The 18844-nt window shown below is 69.4% G+C and carries 18 protein-coding genes; 6 read left to right on the top strand and 12 right to left on the bottom strand.

Annotated elements, in window-relative coordinates; all coding sequences use genetic code 11:
* Window positions 1-5 precede the first annotated feature (5 nt).
* The 3 genes from N415_RS29690 to N415_RS29680 are packed head-to-tail and all read right to left on the bottom strand — an operon-like array spanning window position 6 to window position 4629.
* The gene (locus N415_RS29690) at window positions 6-716 is read right to left on the bottom strand and encodes an HNH endonuclease family protein (protein WP_068189687.1); all 711 of its coding nucleotides are present in this window, start codon (window positions 714-716) and stop codon (window positions 6-8) included.
* Window positions 713-2953, bottom strand: a complete 2241-nt coding sequence (gene recG / locus N415_RS29685; RefSeq protein WP_068189684.1) for an ATP-dependent DNA helicase RecG — start codon at window positions 2951-2953, stop codon at window positions 713-715. Before recG ends, N415_RS29690 begins: the two co-directional genes overlap by 4 nt.
* A 2-nt stretch (window positions 2954-2955) precedes the next feature.
* The gene (locus N415_RS29680) at window positions 2956-4629 is read right to left on the bottom strand and encodes a DAK2 domain-containing protein (RefSeq protein WP_152531643.1); all 1674 of its coding nucleotides are present in this window, start codon (window positions 4627-4629) and stop codon (window positions 2956-2958) included.
* A 247-nt stretch (window positions 4630-4876) separates the two neighbouring features.
* Here N415_RS29680 and rpmB point away from each other — a divergent pair, with 247 nt between their 5' ends.
* Window positions 4877-5071 (top strand): 50S ribosomal protein L28, encoded by a 195-nt coding sequence (gene rpmB / locus N415_RS29675; RefSeq protein WP_066930307.1) that lies wholly within the window; start codon window positions 4877-4879, stop codon window positions 5069-5071.
* A gap of 81 nt (window positions 5072-5152) precedes the next feature.
* Here rpmB and N415_RS29670 read toward each other — a convergent pair whose 3' ends face one another.
* Genes N415_RS29670 through N415_RS29655 form a run of 4 tightly spaced genes read right to left on the bottom strand, consistent with a single transcriptional unit; the run spans window position 5153 to window position 8033 of the window.
* The gene (locus N415_RS29670; RefSeq protein ID WP_068189718.1) at window positions 5153-6085 is read right to left on the bottom strand and encodes an NADP-dependent oxidoreductase; all 933 of its coding nucleotides are present in this window, start codon (window positions 6083-6085) and stop codon (window positions 5153-5155) included.
* Window positions 6086-6090: 5 nt separating this feature from the next.
* A complete protein-coding gene (locus N415_RS29665; protein WP_068189679.1) occupies window positions 6091-6774 on the bottom strand; it encodes a uracil-DNA glycosylase in 684 nt (227 codons plus the stop codon).
* Window positions 6771-7061, bottom strand: coding sequence for a DUF1330 domain-containing protein (locus tag N415_RS29660; protein ID WP_068189676.1), 291 nt, complete (start codon window positions 7059-7061; stop codon window positions 6771-6773). Before N415_RS29660 ends, N415_RS29665 begins: the two co-directional genes overlap by 4 nt.
* A gap of 9 nt (window positions 7062-7070) precedes the next feature.
* Entirely contained in the window at window positions 7071-8033 is a 963-nt protein-coding gene (locus N415_RS29655; protein ID WP_068189673.1) for a thiamine-phosphate kinase, read from the bottom strand.
* 172 nt (window positions 8034-8205) lie between these two features.
* Between N415_RS29655 and N415_RS29650 the strand changes: the two genes are divergently transcribed.
* On the top strand, window positions 8206-8721 hold the full coding sequence (locus N415_RS29650) for a DUF3515 domain-containing protein (protein ID WP_152531645.1): 516 nt from the start codon (window positions 8206-8208) through the stop codon (window positions 8719-8721).
* Here the strand turns inward: N415_RS29650 and N415_RS29645 are convergent, their stop codons facing one another.
* A complete protein-coding gene (locus N415_RS29645; RefSeq protein ID WP_068189667.1) occupies window positions 8722-9831 on the bottom strand; it encodes a D-alanine--D-alanine ligase family protein in 1110 nt (369 codons plus the stop codon).
* Window positions 9832-9910: 79 nt separating this feature from the next.
* A complete protein-coding gene (locus tag N415_RS29640; protein WP_068189665.1) occupies window positions 9911-10930 on the bottom strand; it encodes an NAD(P)H-dependent glycerol-3-phosphate dehydrogenase in 1020 nt (339 codons plus the stop codon).
* A gap of 90 nt (window positions 10931-11020) precedes the next feature.
* Between N415_RS29640 and cofC the strand changes: the two genes are divergently transcribed.
* From cofC to N415_RS29625, 3 genes are all read left to right on the top strand, one after another.
* Window positions 11021-11677, top strand: coding sequence for a 2-phospho-L-lactate guanylyltransferase (gene cofC / locus N415_RS29635; protein ID WP_068189661.1), 657 nt, complete (start codon window positions 11021-11023; stop codon window positions 11675-11677).
* Between the two features lie 105 nt (window positions 11678-11782).
* Complete coding sequence (locus N415_RS29630; protein ID WP_068189659.1) at window positions 11783-13972, top strand: RNA degradosome polyphosphate kinase; 2190 nt, start codon at window positions 11783-11785, stop codon at window positions 13970-13972.
* Between the two features lie 63 nt (window positions 13973-14035).
* On the top strand, window positions 14036-14983 hold the full coding sequence (locus N415_RS29625; protein WP_068189655.1) for an NUDIX hydrolase: 948 nt from the start codon (window positions 14036-14038) through the stop codon (window positions 14981-14983).
* 65 nt (window positions 14984-15048) lie between these two features.
* On the opposite strand, the gene N415_RS29620 is transcribed toward N415_RS29625, so the two are convergent.
* From N415_RS29620 to leuC, 3 genes are all read right to left on the bottom strand, one after another.
* Entirely contained in the window at window positions 15049-15690 is a 642-nt protein-coding gene (locus tag N415_RS29620) for an HU family DNA-binding protein (protein WP_068189652.1), read from the bottom strand.
* Window positions 15691-15904: 214 nt separating this feature from the next.
* Window positions 15905-16501, bottom strand: coding sequence for a 3-isopropylmalate dehydratase small subunit (leuD, locus tag N415_RS29615; RefSeq protein WP_068102057.1), 597 nt, complete (start codon window positions 16499-16501; stop codon window positions 15905-15907).
* Window positions 16502-16518: 17 nt separating this feature from the next.
* Window positions 16519-17955 (bottom strand): 3-isopropylmalate dehydratase large subunit, encoded by a 1437-nt coding sequence (leuC, locus tag N415_RS29610; protein WP_068189649.1) that lies wholly within the window; start codon window positions 17953-17955, stop codon window positions 16519-16521.
* A 65-nt stretch (window positions 17956-18020) separates the two neighbouring features.
* Here leuC and N415_RS29605 point away from each other — a divergent pair, with 65 nt between their 5' ends.
* Entirely contained in the window at window positions 18021-18722 is a 702-nt protein-coding gene (locus N415_RS29605; RefSeq protein ID WP_068189646.1) for an IclR family transcriptional regulator, read from the top strand.
* The last annotated feature ends 122 nt before the right edge of the window (window positions 18723-18844 follow it).

The following is an 18844-nucleotide window of genomic DNA, read 5'->3' as shown; positions in this document are numbered from 1 at the left end:
CCGGGCTAACCCGCCGGGCAGGTGCCCGCGGCCTGCCGAAGCACCCCCGCCGACGGCTGGTCGACCGGCAACTGGTAACCGCGCAGCACCGCGATGAACTGCATCGCGTACTGACACGCGAACGCGGCGCTCGGCGGCATCCACTGGGCCGGCGGCGAATCGCCCTTGTCTTGGTTGGCCTGCCCCTCGACGGCCAGCAGGTTGGCCGGATCGTTCGCGAAGCGCAGCCGCTCGGGGAGCGGCCAGTCATACGCGCCCATGTCCCAGGCGTAGGCCAGCGGGACGATGTGGTCGATCTGCACCGCCTCGCCGACCTTGGCGCCGCGCTGAAACATCACGGTGGTGTTGGTGTACGGGTCGTGCAGGGTTCCGGTCGCCACCGCGTTCGGGCACCGCTTGATCGAGACGTAGGTCTTGTCGACGAGGTCGCGGTCCAGGATGTCGTCGCGGGTGTCACACCCGTTGTGTCCGAGCGGGGCGTCGTTGTTGTCGTCCCAGGCGTCGCCGAACGCCGCGCGGCGGTAGTCATAGCGGTGGGCCCGCTCCGGCAGCACCGCGACGCCTGCGAGCACATCGGTGCCGGGTTGCACCGTGGGGACGTCGGCGCGGGCGGCGACCTCCGCGTGCTCGGCCGAGAGCGATCCCAGCGTCTGGTAGGCGACCAGCACGGCGAGCACCGCGGCCGCCGACAACCACAGCAGCAGCTTCCGGTTCACGCCTTGTCCAAGTATTCGATCCGGTCGGTGTCGGTGAAACGCGCCGCCAGCAAGCCCAATTCGGGGTTGGTGGGATCCCGCTCGTAGGTCCGCACGCAGTAGTCGCGGGCGGCCTCGATGTACGTTCCGTGATCGGCCAGCGACAGCAGCCGCAACGTCACGGCCCTGCCGGATTGGTTGCGGCCCAGCACATCTCCCTCGCGGCGTTCCTTGAGGTCCAGGTCGGCGAGGGCGAAGCCGTCCATGGTCTCGGCCACGGCACGCAGCCGTCGACCGGCCTGCGAATCCGGCGGGACCCAGCTGGCCAGCAGGCACAGGCTCGGATGCTCGCCCCGCCCGATGCGGCCGCGCAGCTGATGCAACTGGCTGATGCCGAACCGGTCGGCGTCCATCACCAGCATGATCGTGGCGTTGGGGACGTCGACACCGACCTCAATGACGGTGGTGCACACCAGGACATCGACGTCACCCGCCCGGAAGGCGGCCATCGCGGCGTCCTTCTCGTCGGCCGACAACCGCCCGTGCATCAGGGCCAGCCGCAGGTCCGCCAGCTCCCCTGAGCGCAATCGGTCGAACAGTCCCACCGCGGTCGCTGACGGACGCCGGCCCTCCTCGTTTTCCTTTTCCTTTTCGTTCTCCTTTCCGCTGTCGTCGGTCTCGTCGATTCGGGGCGCCACCACATAGACCTGGCGGCCCGCGGAGACCTCCTCGATGATGCGATGCCAGGCACGCTCGAGCCAGGTGGGCTTGTCGCCGATGAAGATGACGTTGGTGGCGGTCGGCCGGCGCCCGCGCGGGAGCTCGCGCAGCGTCGAGGTCTCCAGATCGCCGTACACGGTGAGCGCGACGGTCCGCGGTATCGGCGTCGCGGTCATCACCAGCAGGTGCGGCGTGATCCCCGCGGGAGCCTTAGCGCGCAACTGATCCCGCTGCTCGACACCGAACCGGTGCTGCTCGTCGACCACCACCATGCCCAGGTTGTGAAAGTTCACCGCGTCCTGCAGCAGCGCGTGGGTGCCGATGACGATGCCGACCTGACCGCTCGCGACCTCATCGCGGACCTGCTTCTTCTGCGCCGCGGTCATCGAACCGGTCAGCAGCGCCACCCGCGTCGCGTTGTCCGCCCCGCCCAGCTGGCCCGCCATCGCCAACTCGCCGAGGACATCGCGGATCGACCGGAGATGTTGCGCGGCAAGGACTTCCGTGGGCGCCAGCAGCGCACACTGGTAGCCCGCGTCCACCATCTGCAGCATCGCCAGCACCGACACGATCGTCTTGCCCGAGCCGACCTCGCCCTGCAGCAGGCGGTTCATCGGGCGGGTCGCGGCTAGCCCGTCGGACAGCACGGCGAGCACCTCGCGCTGCCCCGCCGTCAGTTCGAAGGGCAACCGCCGCAACAACTCCGCGGCCAGGCCGTCGTCGCGTCGCGGTGCCGGGGGGCCGGATTGCGACAGCTCGCCGTGCCGGCGGCCGACCAGCGCCCACTGCAGGCCGACGGCCTCGTCGAAGGTCAATCGCTCACGCGCCCTTTGTCGTTCGCGCTCGTCCTCGGAGAGATGAATCGCGCGCAGTGCCTCGTCCTCGGAGATGAGGTCCAGCTGGCTACGCAGGTCGTCGGGTAGCGGATCGGGCACCGGGTCGAGGACGTCGAGCACCTGCCGCACGCAGCCGAAGATGTCCCAGCTCTGCATTTTCGTGCTGGCCGGATAGATCGGGAAGAACCGGCCCTCGTACGCCGACGTCACCTCTTCGCTGCTGACGGCCTGCGAGGCGACCGCGATCTTCTTCAGCGAGCGGGTGCCGTAACTGCCTCCCCCCGGCGACTCGATGATGAGAAACGCCGGATGGGTCAGCTGCATCGCGCCCCTGAAATAGCCGATCTCCCCCGACAGCATCACTTTCGCGTCTTTGACGAGGTCCTTCTTGAGATAGTTCGCGTTGAAGAACGTGGCGGTCACTTTGCCGCGGCCGGTTCCGACGGTGATGCGGTGACACAGCCGGCTGGGTGTCTTTCTCATCGGAAACGTCTCAGTAGCGGTGATCGTATCCACGATGGTGATGTGCTGACCCTCTTCCGGCCGCTCGTCGCCGGCACCCCACCGGGCCGCGCCCTCGGTATAGCTGCGCGGGTAGTGGCGCAGCAGGTCGTCGACGGTCCTGATGCCGAATTCCTGATCCAGCAGTTCCGGGGCCTTGCCGCCCACGACGAAGGTCAGCCGGTCCGACAGCGACGCCACGGCTACTCGACCCCGATCAGCAGGACGTCGCCGCGGTGGCCGGTGCGGTAGGTCATCAGCTCGGTCCCGGGATGGTGGTCGTGCACGTGGTCCTGCAGGACGTCGCCCACCGCGGTGGCGGCCTGATCGTCGATGCCGGAGCCGATCAGCACCGTCACCAGGTCGCCCCCGGAAGCCAGCAGCAGGTCGAGCAGGCCGATCGCCGCCCCGGCCACGTCGGCGGCCACGATAAGCACCTCGTCGCCCGCGATGCCCAGGCCGTCACCCGGCTGACAGCGACCGGCCCAGGTCAACGCGCTCTCGGTCGCGACGCGCACCGACGCGTGCCGGGCCGCGCCGGCGGCGCGGGCCATGGTGAAGCCGTCATCGACCGCCTGCCGGTCCGCATCGTGCACGGCCAGTGCGGCCAGTCCCTGCACCATCGAGCCCGTCGGTATCGGCACCACGTCGATCCCCCACCCGATGGCCGCCGTGCAGCCGGCCACCAACTCCTCGGCGGCCACGTACCCGTTGGGCAGCACCATCACCTGGGCGGCGCCGGTGTCGACGACGGCCCGCACCAGCTGGTGGGCGCTGATGTCGCCGATGTCCGGATCGGGCCGCAGCACGCTGGCGCCCTCGCCGGAGAACAGCTCGGCGGCGCCGTCGCCGTCCACGACCGCCAGCACCGCGCGTTCGCGCGTCCAGCCGCCGGCGGGCATCCCGGTGGCACCGGAGGTCAGCGCCGAGATGACGATGCGGCTGAGCCGCCCGGCCGCCAGTCCCGCCTCGACGGCGGCCCCGGCGTCGTCGGTGTGCACGTGCACGGAGTAGCTGTCGGTGGATTCCTGCGCGGCCGCCGCGGCGATGGCCACGGAATCCCCGAGGCTCTCGAGCCGATTGCGCAGCGCGTCCGCCGCCGCCGAATCGCAGCCGTCCAACCGGTACATCACTTCGAACTGCGGCGCCGGTCGTTCGGCGGCCGCTTCCGGCCGGTGCGCCCGCGGCGACGGCGCGTACACCGCGCGGCGGGGCGCCTGACCGCTGACGGCGCAGCGCAACGCGTCCAGCAGCACGAGCAGGCCACGCCCGCCGGCGTCGACGGCACCGGCGTGGGCGAGGACGTCGAGCTGCTCGGGGGTCTTTTCCAGCGCGATCACCGCCGCATCGCCCGCGGCGGTGATCGCGGCGGACAGGCCCTCGTCGGCGCAACCCTCGACGGCCTCGGCGGCGGCCCGCAACACCGAGACGATGGTTCCCGGGACTTCGGCGCCGCCCATCGACACGATGACCAGCTCCACGCCGCGCCGCAACGCGGCCCCGAGCATGGCGGCGTCCATATGGGGCAGCTCGCCGCCGGCGTCGGCCGCCGCGGCCGCGGTGACATCGGCGATGCCGCGCAGGATTTGCGACAATATCACCCCGGAATTGCCGCGTGCGCCGTTCAATGCACCGGCCGACAGGGCCGCGGCCACCCGCGCCACGCACCCGTCCCCGCCGTCCGCACCCGCTCCCGCCGAAGCCTCCGCCAGCGCGGAACGCATGGTGAACAGCATGTTCGCACCCGTGTCGGAGTCGGCGACCGGGAAGACGTTGAGCCGGTTGATCTCGTCGATGTGGGTGATCAGGTCGCTGACGGCGGTGTGGGCCCAGTTCCGCAGGGCAGGGGCGTCCAGCAGCGCCTCTGACGTGCCCAAGCGACCCACCTCCCTCGGAGCCTCCCAGCGGCCGGCCACGGCGGCGCGCCCTCTGCCTGAACGCGCCGACCCATCGAGCCTAGCCAGAGCGGGCGACAATGACGGGGCCACGTCGCCGGCCGGGTGTTGATCGTTTTGGTGGTTGCCCATGTCAGTCGGTATCCTGGGCTGGCCCGAGTCATTCCGGGCTGTCCCGGCCCTAGCCAGACCGCCGAGCCGGACCCCGATCATTTGAGGAGCTTGAACGATGGCCGCTGTGTGCGATATCTGCGGGAAAGGCCCCGGCTTCGGCAAGTCGGTGTCGCACTCCCACCGCCGCACCAGCCGCCGGTGGGACCCCAACGTCCAGACCGTGCACGTGGTCACCCGTCCGGGTGGCAACAAGAAGCGGCTGAACGTCTGCACCTCCTGCATCAAGGCCGGCAAGGTCGTCCGCGGCTAGCCACGGTTCCGCGCAGCGAGATCGACGCCAGCGTGGAAGTCACTCTCGAACTTTTCCGCGCCACCGTCGATCTCGACGAAACTAGTCGCGAACGACGATGACGGTCTTGCCCGCGCGTCGGCCCGGCATACGCCCGCTTTCGAATGCCTCCCGCCCCTTCTCCAGGGGAAACGTCCCGGCGATTTCGACGTGCAGTCGCCCGTCGTCGACGAGCGCGGCAAGTTCGGCAAGCTGTTCACCGTTCGGCGTGACGATGAAGAACGTTGCGGTGACGCCGTATTCGTCGGCCTTTCCATCCGGCGGGGGCGCCGAGAGGGTGACCAACCGTCCGCCGCGACGCAGCACGCCGAAGGATCGGTCCAAGGTCTCGCCGCCGACGGTGTCGATGACGACGTCGTAGGCGCCGCCGCCTTCGTCGAAAGCCTCTGAGCGAACGTCGATTACGCGTGCGGCTCCCAAACCGCGCAGGAGCTCGCCGGCATCGCTGCGCACGGTCGCGGTGACCCGCGCCCCGAGGATCGCGGCCAGTTGGACCGTCAGCAGCCCGACCCCGCCCGCCCCGCCGAGCACCAGCACCTCCTCCCCGGGCTGCACCGCGGCGTAGTCAACCAGGGCCTGCAGGGCGGTCAGCCCGCCCATCGGCAGCGCGGCCGCACTAGCATGCGACACCGTCGAAGGCTTGGCGGCCAGGTCGGCGGCCGGCACCGCGACGAATTCGGCCGACGCGCCGTCTCGATCGAATCCGACCAATCCGTACACTTCGTCGCCAAGCTTGAAATCTGTTACGCCCGAGGAGATTTCGGACACTACACCAGACACTTCATGCGACGGGATGACCGGGACCCGGCTGACGCCGTCGGTAGTCCACGTCTCGTCCCAGGTCAGCTCGTCGAACGTGATGGCCGCGGCGTGCACAGCGACCAAGACCTCGCCGGCGGCTGGGACCGGGACGGGCGCGCGCTCGACGACCAGCACCTCCGGGCCGCCCCGGCGGTGCGCGCGCAGGGCGATCATCTCGGTCACGGCAGCCTCCAATCGATTGGGTCGGCGCCCATTGAAGTCAGCAGCTCGTTGGCGCGGCTGAACGGGCGCGAGCCGAAAAAGCCGCGGGACGCCGACAGCGGCGAGGGATGCGGCGACTCGATCGCCACGCAATTGCCCTCGGCCAGAATGGGTTTCAGCGTTGACGCGTCGCGACCCCACAGGATGGCCACCAGCGGCAGGGGCCGCTCGGCCAGCGCGCGAATCGCGCACTCGGTCACCGCCTCCCAGCCCTTGCCCCGGTGCGACGCCGGGTTGTTGGGCCGCACCGTGAGCACCCTGTTCAGCAGCATCACGCCGCGCTCGGCCCAGGGCGTCAGGTCACCGCACGCCGGCTGGGGGTGGCCCAGGTCGGCGGCGTACTCGTCGAAGATGTTGGCCAGGCTACGGGGCAGCGGCCGCACGTCGGGCGCCACCGAGAAGCTCAGGCCCACGGCGTGCCCGGGCGTCGGGTAGGGATCCTGCCCGACGATCAGCACCCTGACGTCGTCGAACGGATAGGTGAAGGCGCGCAACACGTTTGGTCCCGCCGGCAGGTACCGGCGACCCGCGGCGATCTCCTCCCGCAGGAACTGCCCCATCTGGGCTACCTGGTCGCTGACGGGCTTGAGCGCGGTGGCCCAGCCCGGCTCGACGAGCTCGCTCAACGGGCGCGCGGTCATTGCAGCCCTTCCACGAGCAGCACCACCGTCTCGGCCCCCGCCCGCCGGTCCTTGGCGATCTCCTCGTATTCGGGCGATTGCACGAATGCGTAAAAGGCCGCCTCGTCGGGAAAGCGCATCAACACCAGCTTCTCGCGGTCCCACTGGCCCTCGGCGACCTTCGGCGACTCGTCGGCGGCGAGCAGCTCTCCCGGATGCCGACGGAACACCTCCATGAACCTCGCCTGGTAACGGTCGTAGGCCGCCCGGTCGGTGAACTTCAGCTGGGCGATCGCGTAGACGGTCACCGCGTCACCCTAATACGACTGCCAGCCCGCGTAACCGTTCCACTCCGTGCCGTCGACGAGAACCCGGGCCGGCCCGTCGAGCACGCGGCCGATGACGCGCCACCCCGGCGGCGCCGGTCCGGCGAAACACGCGGCGAGGGCGTGGTCCTCACCGCCACCGAGCACCCACGCCTGGGGGTCGGCGCCGACGGCGTCCCCGGCGGCGGCCAGCGCGTCGCGGTCCGCGGCCAGCGGCGCGGTGGACAAATCGATCCCCACCCCGGAGGCCTCCGCGACGTGGCGCAGGTCGCCGATCAGGCCGTCGGAGACGTCGATCATCGCCTGCGCGCCCGCGGCCGCGGCCACGGCGCCCTGCCCATAGGGCGGCTCCGGCACCAGGTGGCGGCGCCGCAGCTCCTCGAAACCCTCAATGCCCTTCTCCCACAACGAATACCCCGCCGCGGAGCGGCCCAGCTCGCCGGCGACCGCGACCACCGAACCGGGCTTCGCGCCGGACCGCAACACGGGCGCGCGGCCCTCGAGGTCGCCCAGCACGGTCACCGACAGCACCCACTGCGGGGCACTGACCAGGTCGCCGCCGGCGATGCCGGCGCCGATCCGGCCCGCCTCGTCCCACATCCCGTCGACCAGCGCATCGACCTGCGCGGCAGGCGTGTCGCCGGGCGCCGCGAAGCCGACGACAAAGGCCGTGGCCCGCCCGCCCATCGCCTCGATGTCGGCGGCGTTCTGGGCGATCGCTTTGCGGCCGACGTCGCGGGGTGTCGACCAGTCCAGCCGAAAGTGCCGGTCCTGCACCAGGACATCGGTCGAAACCAGGGTGCGACCGTCGCCCGCCGTCACCAGCGCCGCGTCATCGCCGGGCCCGAGCAGCACCGCTTCGGGCTGCCGGCGGCCGCGCACCAGCCGATCGATGACCGCGAATTCTCCGAGCCGCGCCAGCGTGGGGAACTCCCCCGATGTGTCGTCGCGCACGCCACCTCCTCGCCCGTCCCGCGCCACCGTACGCCGCCCGACCTGCGGTAAGTTAGATCCCTGCCCGCGCGAGCGGACCGCGCCAGTGTAAGAGAAGCAAGGAGGTGCGCGGGCGGTGACGACCGACCCCGCGAGCGGCCCAGTTACCGATACCGGACCACCGCGCGCCGTGATGATCGCGGCGGTGGCGCTGGCCGTCGTGGCGATCGGCGTGATCCTGGCCATCGCGGCCACCCGCCAGGCGCCGCCCCAACCGGTGACCGTCGCGGCCTTCCCCGCGCCCCAGGCGAACAGCGCCGCGTGCCGGGCGCTGGCGGGCGCGCTGCCGCAGCGGCTCGGGGACTATCAACGCGCGCAGCTGGCGCAGCCGGCGCCCGACGGCGCGGCGGCCTGGCGGACCTCGCCCGACAGCCAGCCGGTGGTGTTGCGCTGCGGGCTCGATCGCCCCGCCGAGTTCGTGGTGGGGTCGCCGATCCAGGTCGTCGATCGGGTGCAGTGGTTCGAGGTCACCGCCGGCCCGCAATCCGCGGGTGAGGCCGGACGGGCCACCTGGTACACGGTCGATCGGCCGGTGTACGTGGCGCTCACGCTGCCCGCGGGATCGGGACCGACGCCCATCCAGCAGCTCTCCGAAGCGATCGACCACACCATCGCCGCCGTGCCGATCGACCCGGCACCCGCGCGCTAGTCAGCGCAGACCAACGCCCCGCGCCAACGCCGTCTCCACCATGATCGCGAGCAGGGCGGGATAGTCGACCCCGCTGGCCGCCCACATCCGCGGATACATCGAGGTGGTCGTGAAACCCGGCATCGTGTTGATTTCGTTGATGATCGGCCCGTTTTCGGTGAGAAAGAAGTCGACGCGGGCCAGGCCCTGGCAGTCGATGGCGTTGAACGCGCGGATCGCCAATTGGCGCACCGCGTCGGCGATGTCGTCCTCGACCTTCGCGGGCACGTCCAATTCGGCTGCGTCCTCGAGGTATTTCGTCGCGAAGTCGTAGAACGAGTCCTCGCGGCCCCGCACCCCGGCCACCCTGATCTCGCCCACCGTGCTGGCTTGCACTGTGCCGTCGGGCATTTCGAGGACGCCGCACTCCAGCTCTCGACCGTTGATCGCTGCCTCGACGATCACCTTCGGATCGTGCCGGCGGGCGTTCGCGACCGCAGCGGGCAGCTCGTCCCAACTCGCGACCCGGCCGACGCCGATCGAGGAGCCGCCGCGCGCGGGCTTGACGAACACCGGCAGGCCCAAACGCTCGCGCTCGTCGAGGTTCAGCGCCGCCCGCGGCGCGCGCAGCACCGCGTGCGGGCCGACCGGAAGTCCCTCGGCGACAAGGAGCTTCTTCATGAACTCCTTGTCCATGCCCGCGGCGCTGGCCAGCACCCCGGCGCCAACGTAGGGCACCCCGGCGAGTTCGAGCAGCCCCTGGATCGTGCCGTCCTCGCCGTACGGGCCGTGCAGCACCGGAAACACCACGTCGACCGCCGTCAAAACCTCGCCGGCGCCCGGCGACAGCGACACCAGTTCACCTGCGCGCCCAGGATCCGCCGGCAGGGCCAGCTCGGTGCCCGAATCGACGGTCACCTCGGGCAACCGCCGATCGGTGATCGCCAGCGCATCCGGGTCGCCGTCGGTTAGCACCCACGAACCCTGCGGGGTGATGCCGATCGCGATCACCTCGAAGCGCTGCGGGTCGAGGTTGCGCAGAATGCTGCCCGCCGACACGCACGAGATGGCGTGCTCGTTGCTGCGCCCGCCGAACACGACGGCGACGCGCACGCGCTCGCTGGCATTCACAACCTGGAGAGGCTACCGGTACATACGCGCGGGGGTCGGGCACCGCACCGCCACCTGGGCTTTCGCTCGCCTGGGCGTCTCATTCGGGCTTGGTGCTGCGGCCCAGCAGCAGCGCCATCGCCTCCTCCACCGACAAACCCTTGTGACACACCCGGTGCACGGCGTCGGTGAGCGGCATCTCGACGTCGTAGCTGGACGCCAGCGCCAGCACGGCCTCGCAGGACGTCACGCCCTCGACGACGTGCCCCTCCCCCGCGTGCGTGGCCGACTCCAGGGTCCCGCCGCGGCCCAGGCATTCGCCGAACGACCGGTTGCGCGAGTGCGGCGAGGTGCAGGTGGCCACCAGGTCTCCGACGCCGGCCAGCCCGGCCAGCGTCGCCCCCTTGGCGCCGAGAGCGATCCCCAACCGCATGATCTCCGCCAGGCCGCGGGTGATGATCGCCGCGGCAGTGTTTTCGCCGAGCCCGACACCGGCCGCCATCCCGCAGGCGAGCGCGATGACGTTCTTGCACGCCCCGCCGATCTCTGTGCCGACCACGTCGCTGTTGGTATAAGGACGGAAGTAGCCGCTGTTGAGCATGCGCTGCACGGCGACCGCGCGCCCGGAGTCGCTGCATGCGACGACCGTCGCGGTGGGCTGGCACTGGGCGATCTCACTGGCCAGGTTCGGCCCCGAGATGACCGCGACCTGTGCGGCATCCACGCCGGTCACCGAAACGATCACCTGGCTCATCCGCATGAGGGTGCCCAGCTCGATGCCCTTGGCCAGGCTGACCAGGGTCGCGCCGTCGGCCACCAACGGCGCCCACCGCTCGAGGTTGCCGCGCATCGTTTGCGCCGGCACCCCGAGCAGCACCGTCGTCGCGCCGGCCAGGGCCTCGCTCGCGTCGGTGGTGGCGCGGATGCCGGGCGGCAACAGCGTGCCGGGCAGATAGGCGGGGTTGTATCGGGTGCTGTTGATCTCGTCGGCGACGTCGGAGCGCCGCGCCCACAGCACAACTTGTGCTTCCGGTCCGCCCGCGTCAGCGAGCACCTTGGCCAGCGCCGTGCCCCACGCACCGGCGCCCATCACCGCAACGGCGCCGTCAGTGCCGGCCATCAGTCACCCCCGTCCGAGCGGTTATGTCCTCAACGCGGATCACGCTACCGCGACGCCGGGTCGGCGCGGTCGCGCTGGCAGGATGGCGGAATGAGCGGCACACGGGCCGAGGGGGCGGACGACGGCGCGGGTGACGTCGCGTTGATCATCGCCGTCAAGCGGCTGGCCGCCGCCAAGACCCGCCTGGCCCCGGTGTTCTCGGCGCCGCGGCGGGAGAAGGTGGTGCTGGCCATGCTGGTCGACACCCTGACCGCTGCGTCGGGTGTCGAGGCGCTGGGCTCGATCACCGTCGTCACGCCCGACGACGCCGCGGCGGCCGCGGCGGCCGAACTCGGGGCCGCGGTGCTGGCCGACCCGACGCCGGAGGGCGACCGCGACCCGCTGAACAGCGCGATCGTCGCCGCCGAACGAGCGGTGGCCGGGGCCTTCACCAATGTCGTTGTGCTGCAAGGTGATCTGCCGGCGCTGCAGACCCAGGAGTTGGCGGAGGCGATCGCCGCCGCGCGGCAGCACCGGCGCAGCTTCGTCGCCGACCGGCTGGCCACCGGGACCGCCGCGCTCTGTGCGTTCGGCGCCGCGCTGGATCCGCAGTTCGGCCCGGATTCGTGCGCGCGGCACCGGCGTTCGGGCGCGATCGAGCTGACGGGCGCGTGGCCCGGCCTGCGCTGCGATGTCGATACCCCCGCCGACCTGGTGGCCGCGCGTCGTCTCGGAGTCGGCGCGGCGACCGCCCGCGCCATCAAATAGTGCGAGCGCAGCAGTAACGAAAACCCGCCACAGCAAATCTGTACGAGCGATGAACGGCGTGCCAACTGCGAATGGATGTCCGCCGAGCGCTAGCAGCACCAGCGGGTGATGAGCAATGATCGCATGGTGACCGAAACCGAAGCCGAGGCACGGCCCGACGAGACCACATGGCATTCCGGCGAGGCCGACGTAGCCGCACCACCGGCCGCGACCCCCGCCGCGATCTCCGACGAGCTGCCGGAGGACCGCTACCTCAACCGGGAACTGAGCTGGCTCGACTTCAACGCGCGCGTGCTCGCGCTGGCCGACGACAACTCGCTGCCGCTGCTGGAGCGCGCGAAGTTCCTGGCGATCTTCGCGTCCAATCTCGACGAGTTCTACATGGTGCGGGTCGCCGGCCTCAAGCGCCGCGACGAGATGGGCCTGTCCGTCCGGTCGGCCGACGGGCTGACACCGCGTGAGCAACTGGCCCGCATCGGCGAACAGACCCAGCGAATCGCGACCAGGCACGCGCGGGTGTTTCTCGATTCGGTGCGACCGGCGCTCGCCGACGAAGGCATCCACATCGTCACGTGGGCCGATCTGGACCAGGCGGAGCGCGACGAATTGTCGACCTATTTCAGCGAACAAGTCTTTCCCGTCTTGACACCGCTGGCGGTCGACCCCGCGCACCCATTCCCGTTCGTCAGCGGCTTGAGCCTGAACCTGGCGGTCATGGTGCGCCAGCCCGAGGATGGGGGCCAGCACTTCGCCCGGGTCAAGGTGCCGAACAACGTCGACCGCTTCGTCGAGCTCGACATCCGCAGCGCCGACGGTGAGGGACCGGAGATCGTCCGCTATCTCCCGATGGAAGAACTGATCGCGGCCTTTCTGCCCGAGCTGTTCCCGGGTATGGAAATCGTTGAGCATCACGCGTTCCGCATCACCCGCAATGCGGACTACGAGGTGGAAGAGGACCGCGACGAGGACCTGCTGCAGGCGCTGGAGCGGGAGCTGGCGCGCAGGCGCTTCGGTTCGCCGGTGCGGCTCGAGATCGCCGACGACATGACCGAAAGCATGCTGGAACTGCTGCTGCGCGAACTCGACGTGCATCCCGGTGACGTCATCGAAGTGCCAGGCCTGCTCGACCTTTCGTCGTTGTGGCAGATCTACGGCATCGAGCGGCCGGCGCTCAAGGATCCGACATTCGTTCCCGACACCCATCCCGCCTTCGCCGACCGCGAGACACCGCGGAGCATCTTCGCGACGCTGCGCGAAGGCGATGTGCTGCTTCATCATCCGTATGACTCGTTCTCCACCAGCGTGCAGCGATTCATCGAGCAGTCCGCCGCCGACCCCAACGTGCTGGCGATCAAGCAGACGTTGTACCGCACCTCCGGTGATTCGCCGATCGTTCGGGCGCTGATCGCCGCGGCCGAGGCCGGAAAGCAAGTGGTGGCCATGGTGGAGATCAAGGCCCGCTTCGACGAACAGGCCAACATCCGCTGGGCGCGCACACTTGAGCAGGCGGGCGTGCACGTGGTCTACGGCTACGTCGGACTGAAGACGCACTGCAAGACCTGCCTCGTGGTGCGCCGCGAAGGCTCGGCGATCCGTCGCTACTGCCACATCGGGACCGGCAACTACAACGGGAAGACGGCGCGGCTGTACGAGGACGTCGGTCTGCTCACGGCGTCCCCCGAAATCGGGGCCGATCTGACCGATTTGTTCAATTCGCTAACCGGCTACTCGCGCAAGGTTTCCTACCGCAATCTTCTGGTCGCCCCGCACAGCATTCGCACGGGCATCATCGAACGCGTCGAGCGCGAGATCGCCGCACACCGCGAACACGGCGGCGGACGGATCCGGATGAAGATGAACGCTCTGGTCGACGAGCAGGTGATCGACGCGTTGTATCGCGCGTCGCGGGCGGGTGTGCGGGTCGAGGTGGTGGTGCGCGGCATCTGCGCGCTGCGCCCCGGAGCAGAAGGTTTTTCGGAGAACATCTCGGTCCGTTCGATCCTCGGCCGCTTCCTGGAGCACTCGCGGATCATGCATTTCAACCGACTCAACGAGTTCTGGATCGGCAGCGCCGACATGATGCACCGCAACCTCGACCGGCGCGTCGAGGCGCTGGTTCAGGTCAAGGATCCGCGGCTCACGGCCTATCTGGACGAATTGTTCGAGTCCGCGCTGGATCCCTCGACCCGGTGCTGGGAACTGGGTCCCGATGGGCAGTGGACAGCGTCACCCCAGGAGGGTCACACCGTGCGCGACCATCAGGTATCGCTGATGGAGCGGCACCGCAGCCCCTGACGCCGTGTGATAGCTTCCAGGTCGCATCCACGACCGCGAGCGAATTGACCTGCAGGAGTTTAGGTGTCGAACCAGACCTCATCGGCGGGTCGGCGGTCGGGAAGCAAGATCGTGTACGCGGCGGGCGCGGTGCTGTGGCGCAGGGCCGGCGACGACCCGGCGGACCCGAGCCTCGAGGTGGCCCTGATCCACCGCCCCCGCTACGACGACTGGTCGCTGCCGAAGGGCAAGGTGGACCCCGGCGAGACGGCCCCGGTGGCGGCGGTCCGCGAGGTGTTCGAGGAGACGGGCCACCGCGCCATCCTCGGCCGGCGGCTCGACATGGTGAGCTATCCGATCGAGCAGGGCGTCAAGAAGGTCTATTACTGGGCGGCGCGCGACACCGGCGGCGAATTCGCGCCTGGACGCGAGGTCGATGAGTTGGTGTGGCTGCCGGTCGCCGAGGCGAAGGACAAACTCACCTACCCGCACGATCGAAAGATGTTGCGCCACTTCGCGAAACAGCCCGAAGACACGCGCACCGTCCTCGTGGTCCGGCATGGCACCGCCGGCCGGAAATCGCGCTTCAAAGGCGACGACACGAAACGCCCGCTCGACAAGCGAGGACGCGCGCAGGCCGAGGCACTGGTTCCCCAGCTGCTGGCCTTCGGCGCCACCGACGTGTATGCGGCGGACCGGCTGCGCTGTCACCAGACGGTCGAACCACTCGCCGAGGAACTCGGTGTGACGGTCCACAACGAGCCCGCCCTCACCGAGGAGTCGTACGCGAAGAGCCCGAAGCGCGCGCGCCACCGGATGCTGCGCATCGCCGAGGAGGCAGACACCCCCGTCATTTGCACGCAGGGCAAGGTGATTCCGGACCTCATCGCCTGGTGGTGCGAACGCGACGGAGTGCGTGCCGATAAATCCCGCAACCACAAGGGCAGCACGTGGGTGCTGTCCCTGTCAGGCGGCCGCCTGGTGGCGGCCGACCACATCGGGGGCGCGCTGGCCGCCAACGTGCGGGCCTGACACGCAAATACCCTCCGGGTGGGGCATTTGCCGCCACCCCGAAGGGTATCCGCGTCTGGAACTTCCTACCGGCGACCGCGCCGAGCGGCGGCCTTCTTGGCAGGAGCCTTCCTGGCCGGAGCCTTGCTCGCCGCCTTCTTGGCCGGAGCCCGCTTCACTGCGGCCTTCTTGGCCGGAGCCTTCTTCACCGCGGCCTTCTTGGCGGGAGCCTTCTTCACCGCGGCCTTCTTGGCCGGAGCCTTGGTAGCGGCCTTCTTGGCCGGGGCCTTCTTCACTGCGGCCTTCTTGGCAGGAGCCTTCTTGGCCGCGGCCTTCTTGGCCGGAGCCTTGCTCGCCGCCTTCTTCGCCGGAGCCTTCTTCGCCGCCTTCTTGGCTGCGCCGGCCGCTACAACACCACGTTTCACTGCAGGTCCTTCCGCCGGGAGGCGCTGTGCGCCAGACACAACCGCTTTGAATTGAGCACCGGGCCGGAACGCTGGGACCGACGTCGGCTTCACCTTTACCGTCTCGCCCGTGCGCGGATTGCGGGCCACCCGCGCCGCGCGCTTCCGCTGTTCGAAGACACCGAACCCGGTAATGGTCACGCTGTCGCCCTTGTGCACCGCGCGCACAATGGTGTCGACAACATTCTCGACGGCGGCGGTCGCCTGCCGACGGTCCGAGCCCAATTTCTGTGTGAGCACATCTATGAGCTCTGCTTTGTTCATCCAAACCCTCCGAAGCCAGTGGTCCCATTTTTGGGAACCGACTGCGAACACGGTAAACCCTCACCCAGCAAATTTCCAAGAGCCACGCGCAATTTCAGGACGGAACGAACGAATTTTTCGCAATCCGGTTGCCGCCCTTGACCGGTGGCGCGGCTCCAAATTAAGACGGGCTACCTAATCGGTCGGAGGTGAAATCGCCGTCCCGATCGACCCTTCAGGAGGCGGGCAGAGTGCGCGGTTTCCACTCCGGGCGCGCCGACTCGAACGCCTCGATTTGATCGAGTTTCCGCAGCGTAAGGCCTATATCGTCGAGGCCCTCGAGCAATCGCCACGCGGTGTGGTCGTCAATCTTGAACGGCAGCACCGTCGTTCCGGCGGTGATATTTCGATCTTGAAGATTGGCAGTGATTTCCAAGCCCGGGCTGCCCTCGATGAGCTTCCAAAGCAGTTCCACGCCGTCCTGAGAAACTTCCGCCGCCAACAGGCCCGCCTTGCCGGCGTTGCCCCGGAAAATGTCACCAAACCGAGACGAGATGACCACCCGGAACCCGTAGTCCATGAGCGCCCACACCGCATGCTCGCGCGACGACCCGGTGCCGAAATCGGGTCCGGCCACCAGAACCGAGCCGCGGTCAAAGGGGCTGAGATTGAGCACGAATGAGGGATCCGAGCGCCACGTGGCGAACAACCCGTCCTCGAAACCGGTTCGGGTTACCCGCTTCAAGAACACCGCCGGAATGATCTGGTCGGTGTCGACATTGGACCGCCGCAGCGGCACTCCGATGCCGGTGTGGGTGCGAAAGGCTTCCATTTCGTCCTCGATTCAAATCAGTTGGAGTTCAAGTCGGCCGGCGAAGACAGCGTGCCCCGCACCGCCGTGGCCGCGGCGACGGCCGGCGATACCAGGTGGGTGCGGCCCCCTTTGCCCTGCCGCCCTTCGAAGTTGCGGTTGGACGTGGCGGCACACCGCTCGCCCGGCGACAGCTGATCGGGGTTCATGCCCAGGCACATCGAGCATCCCGCCTGGCGCCACTCGGCGCCCGCGGCGGTGAAAACCTCGCCCAGCCCTTCGGCTTCGGCCTGCGCGCGCACCCGCATCGAGCCCGGCACGACGAGCATCCGCACCCCCGGGGCGACCTTGCGCCCGCGCAACACGTCGGCCACCACCCGCAGGTCTTCGATACGACCGTTGGTACAAGAGCCGACGAACACGGCGTCCACGCCGATCTCGCGCATCGGCGTGCCCGGTCGAAGGTCCATGTACGCCAAGGCTTTCTCGGCCGCCTGCCGCTCGCCGTCGTCGGCCATCATTTCGGGGTCGGGCACCGCCGCCCCCAGGGGCACCCCCTGGCCAGGGTTGGTTCCCCACGTGACGAACGGGCTCAGCGAGGCCGCGTCGAGGTAGACCTCGGTGTCGAAGACGGCGCCGGGGTCGGTGCGCAACTGCTGCCAGTAGTGCACCGCGGCGTCCCACTGCGCGCCGGTCGGGGCGTGCGGCCGGCCACGCAAAAATTCGTAGGTGGTCTCGTCCGGCGCCACCATGCCCGCCCGGGCGCCGGCCTCGATGCTCATATTGCAGACCGTCATCCGGCCTTCCATCGACAGCGATTCGATGGCGCTGCCCCGGTATTCGATGACGTGACCCTGTCCCCCGCCGGTGCCGATCTTGGCGATCAGCGCGAGGATGATGTCCTTGGCGGTGACGCCCGCGGGCAACTGCCCGTCGACGTTGACCGCCATCGTCTTGAACGGCCGCAGCGGCAGCGTCTGGGTGGCCAGCACGTGCTCCACCTCCGAGGTGCCAATCCCCATGGCCAGCGCGCCAAATGCGCCGTGCGTGGACGTGTGACTATCGCCACAGACGATCGTCATCCCCGGCTGCGTGAGCCCCAATTGCGGACCGACCACGTGCACGATGCCCTGTTCGATGTCGCCCATCGGATAGAGCCGGACGCCGAATTCCGCGCAGTTGCGCCGCAACGTCTCGACCTGGGTGCGCGACACCGGATCGGCGATCGGCTTGTCGATGTCGACCGTCGGCACGTTGTGGTCCTCGGTGGCCAGCGTCAGGTCGGGGCGCCGCACTCCCCGGCCGGCCAGGCGCAGGCCGTCGAACGCCTGCGGGCTGGTGACCTCGTGCACCAGATGCAGGTCGATGTAGATCAAGTCAGGGGCCCCCGCTTGTTCGGCGCCGCCCCCGGACGCCACAACGTGGTCGTCCCAAACCTTTTCGGCCAGGGTGCGCGGCTTGGCTTCGGATCCCATATCGAATTCGCCCCTATCCGGTCTTTCGGCTGTCATCTCAGAATGCGAGACGCTAGTATCTCCTTGTGAGACAGCATAGCGGCATCGGCGTCCTCGACAAAGCGGTGGGCGTGCTGCATACGATCGCGGAATCCCCGTGCGGGCTGGCCGAACTGTGCGAGCGGACCGGGTTGCCCCGGGCCACCGCCTATCGGCTGGCGGCCGCGCTGGAAGTTCATCGGCTGCTGGCGCGCGACGACGAAGGGCGTTGGCGACTCGGTCCGGCCGTCACCGAATTGGCCGGCCGCGTCAACGATCCGCTGCTGGCCGCGAGCGCGGCGGTGCTGCCCGGCCTGCGCGAGACCACCGGCGAGAGCGTGCAGTTGTATCGCCGCGAGGGCACGTCGCGGGTGTGCGTGGCCGCCCTGGAACCGGCTGCGGGTCTTCGCGATACGGTTCCGGTCGGGGCGCGCCTGCCGATGACGGCGGGCTCGGGGGCCAAAGTCCTACTCGCCTACGCCGACGCCACCGTCCAGAAGGCCGTGCTGCCGACGGCGAAATTCACCGACCGGGCACTGGCCGAAGTGCGCCGGCGCGGTTGGGCGCAAAGCGTCGCCGAGCGCGAGCCCGGGGTGGCGAGCGTGTCGGCGCCGGTGCGTGACGGCCGCGGTGTCGTCATCGCCGCGATATCGGTGTCGGGGCCCGTCGATCGCATCGGTCGCCGCCCCGGGGCTCGCTGGGCCGCCGACCTGTTGTCCGCCGCCGAGGCGCTCACCCGCCGGCTTTAGTCCCCGCGGCGCGTGTGGCTCGAGTGTGAATCCACGGCTTTGACTGTGCATCCTGGGCGGCAAAATGGCGAATTTCACGCCCTCCGTTCACTCGCAAAGCCGTGGATTCACACTAATGGGCC

This window comes from Mycobacterium sp. UM_CSW (assembly GCF_000455205.1).
Lineage (GTDB): Bacteria > Actinomycetota > Actinomycetes > Mycobacteriales > Mycobacteriaceae > Mycobacterium.
The sequence above is the reverse complement of the archived record's forward strand: the minus strand, read 5'-3'. Positions and strand labels throughout refer to the sequence as shown.

What these genes read in the sequence shown, in the direction of transcription:
- rpmB (WP_066930307.1), top strand. Translation starts at nt 4,877, where the DNA reads ATGGCCGCTGTGTGCGATATCTGCGGGAAAGGCCCCGGCTTCGGCAAG.
- N415_RS29670 (WP_068189718.1), bottom strand. Translation starts at nt 6,085, where the DNA reads ATGATCGCCCTGCGCGCGCACCGCCGGGGCGGCCCGGAGGTGCTGGTC.
- N415_RS29665 (WP_068189679.1), bottom strand. Translation starts at nt 6,774, where the DNA reads ATGACCGCGCGCCCGTTGAGCGAGCTCGTCGAGCCGGGCTGGGCCACC.
- N415_RS29650 (WP_152531645.1), top strand. Translation starts at nt 8,206, where the DNA reads ATGATCGCGGCGGTGGCGCTGGCCGTCGTGGCGATCGGCGTGATCCTG.
- N415_RS29640 (WP_068189665.1), bottom strand. Translation starts at nt 10,930, where the DNA reads ATGGCCGGCACTGACGGCGCCGTTGCGGTGATGGGCGCCGGTGCGTGG.
- cofC (WP_068189661.1), top strand. Translation starts at nt 11,021, where the DNA reads ATGAGCGGCACACGGGCCGAGGGGGCGGACGACGGCGCGGGTGACGTC.
- N415_RS29620 (WP_068189652.1), bottom strand. Translation starts at nt 15,690, where the DNA reads ATGAACAAAGCAGAGCTCATAGATGTGCTCACACAGAAATTGGGCTCG.
- leuD (WP_068102057.1), bottom strand. Translation starts at nt 16,501, where the DNA reads ATGGAAGCCTTTCGCACCCACACCGGCATCGGAGTGCCGCTGCGGCGG.
- leuC (WP_068189649.1), bottom strand. Translation starts at nt 17,955, where the DNA reads ATGGGATCCGAAGCCAAGCCGCGCACCCTGGCCGAAAAGGTTTGGGAC.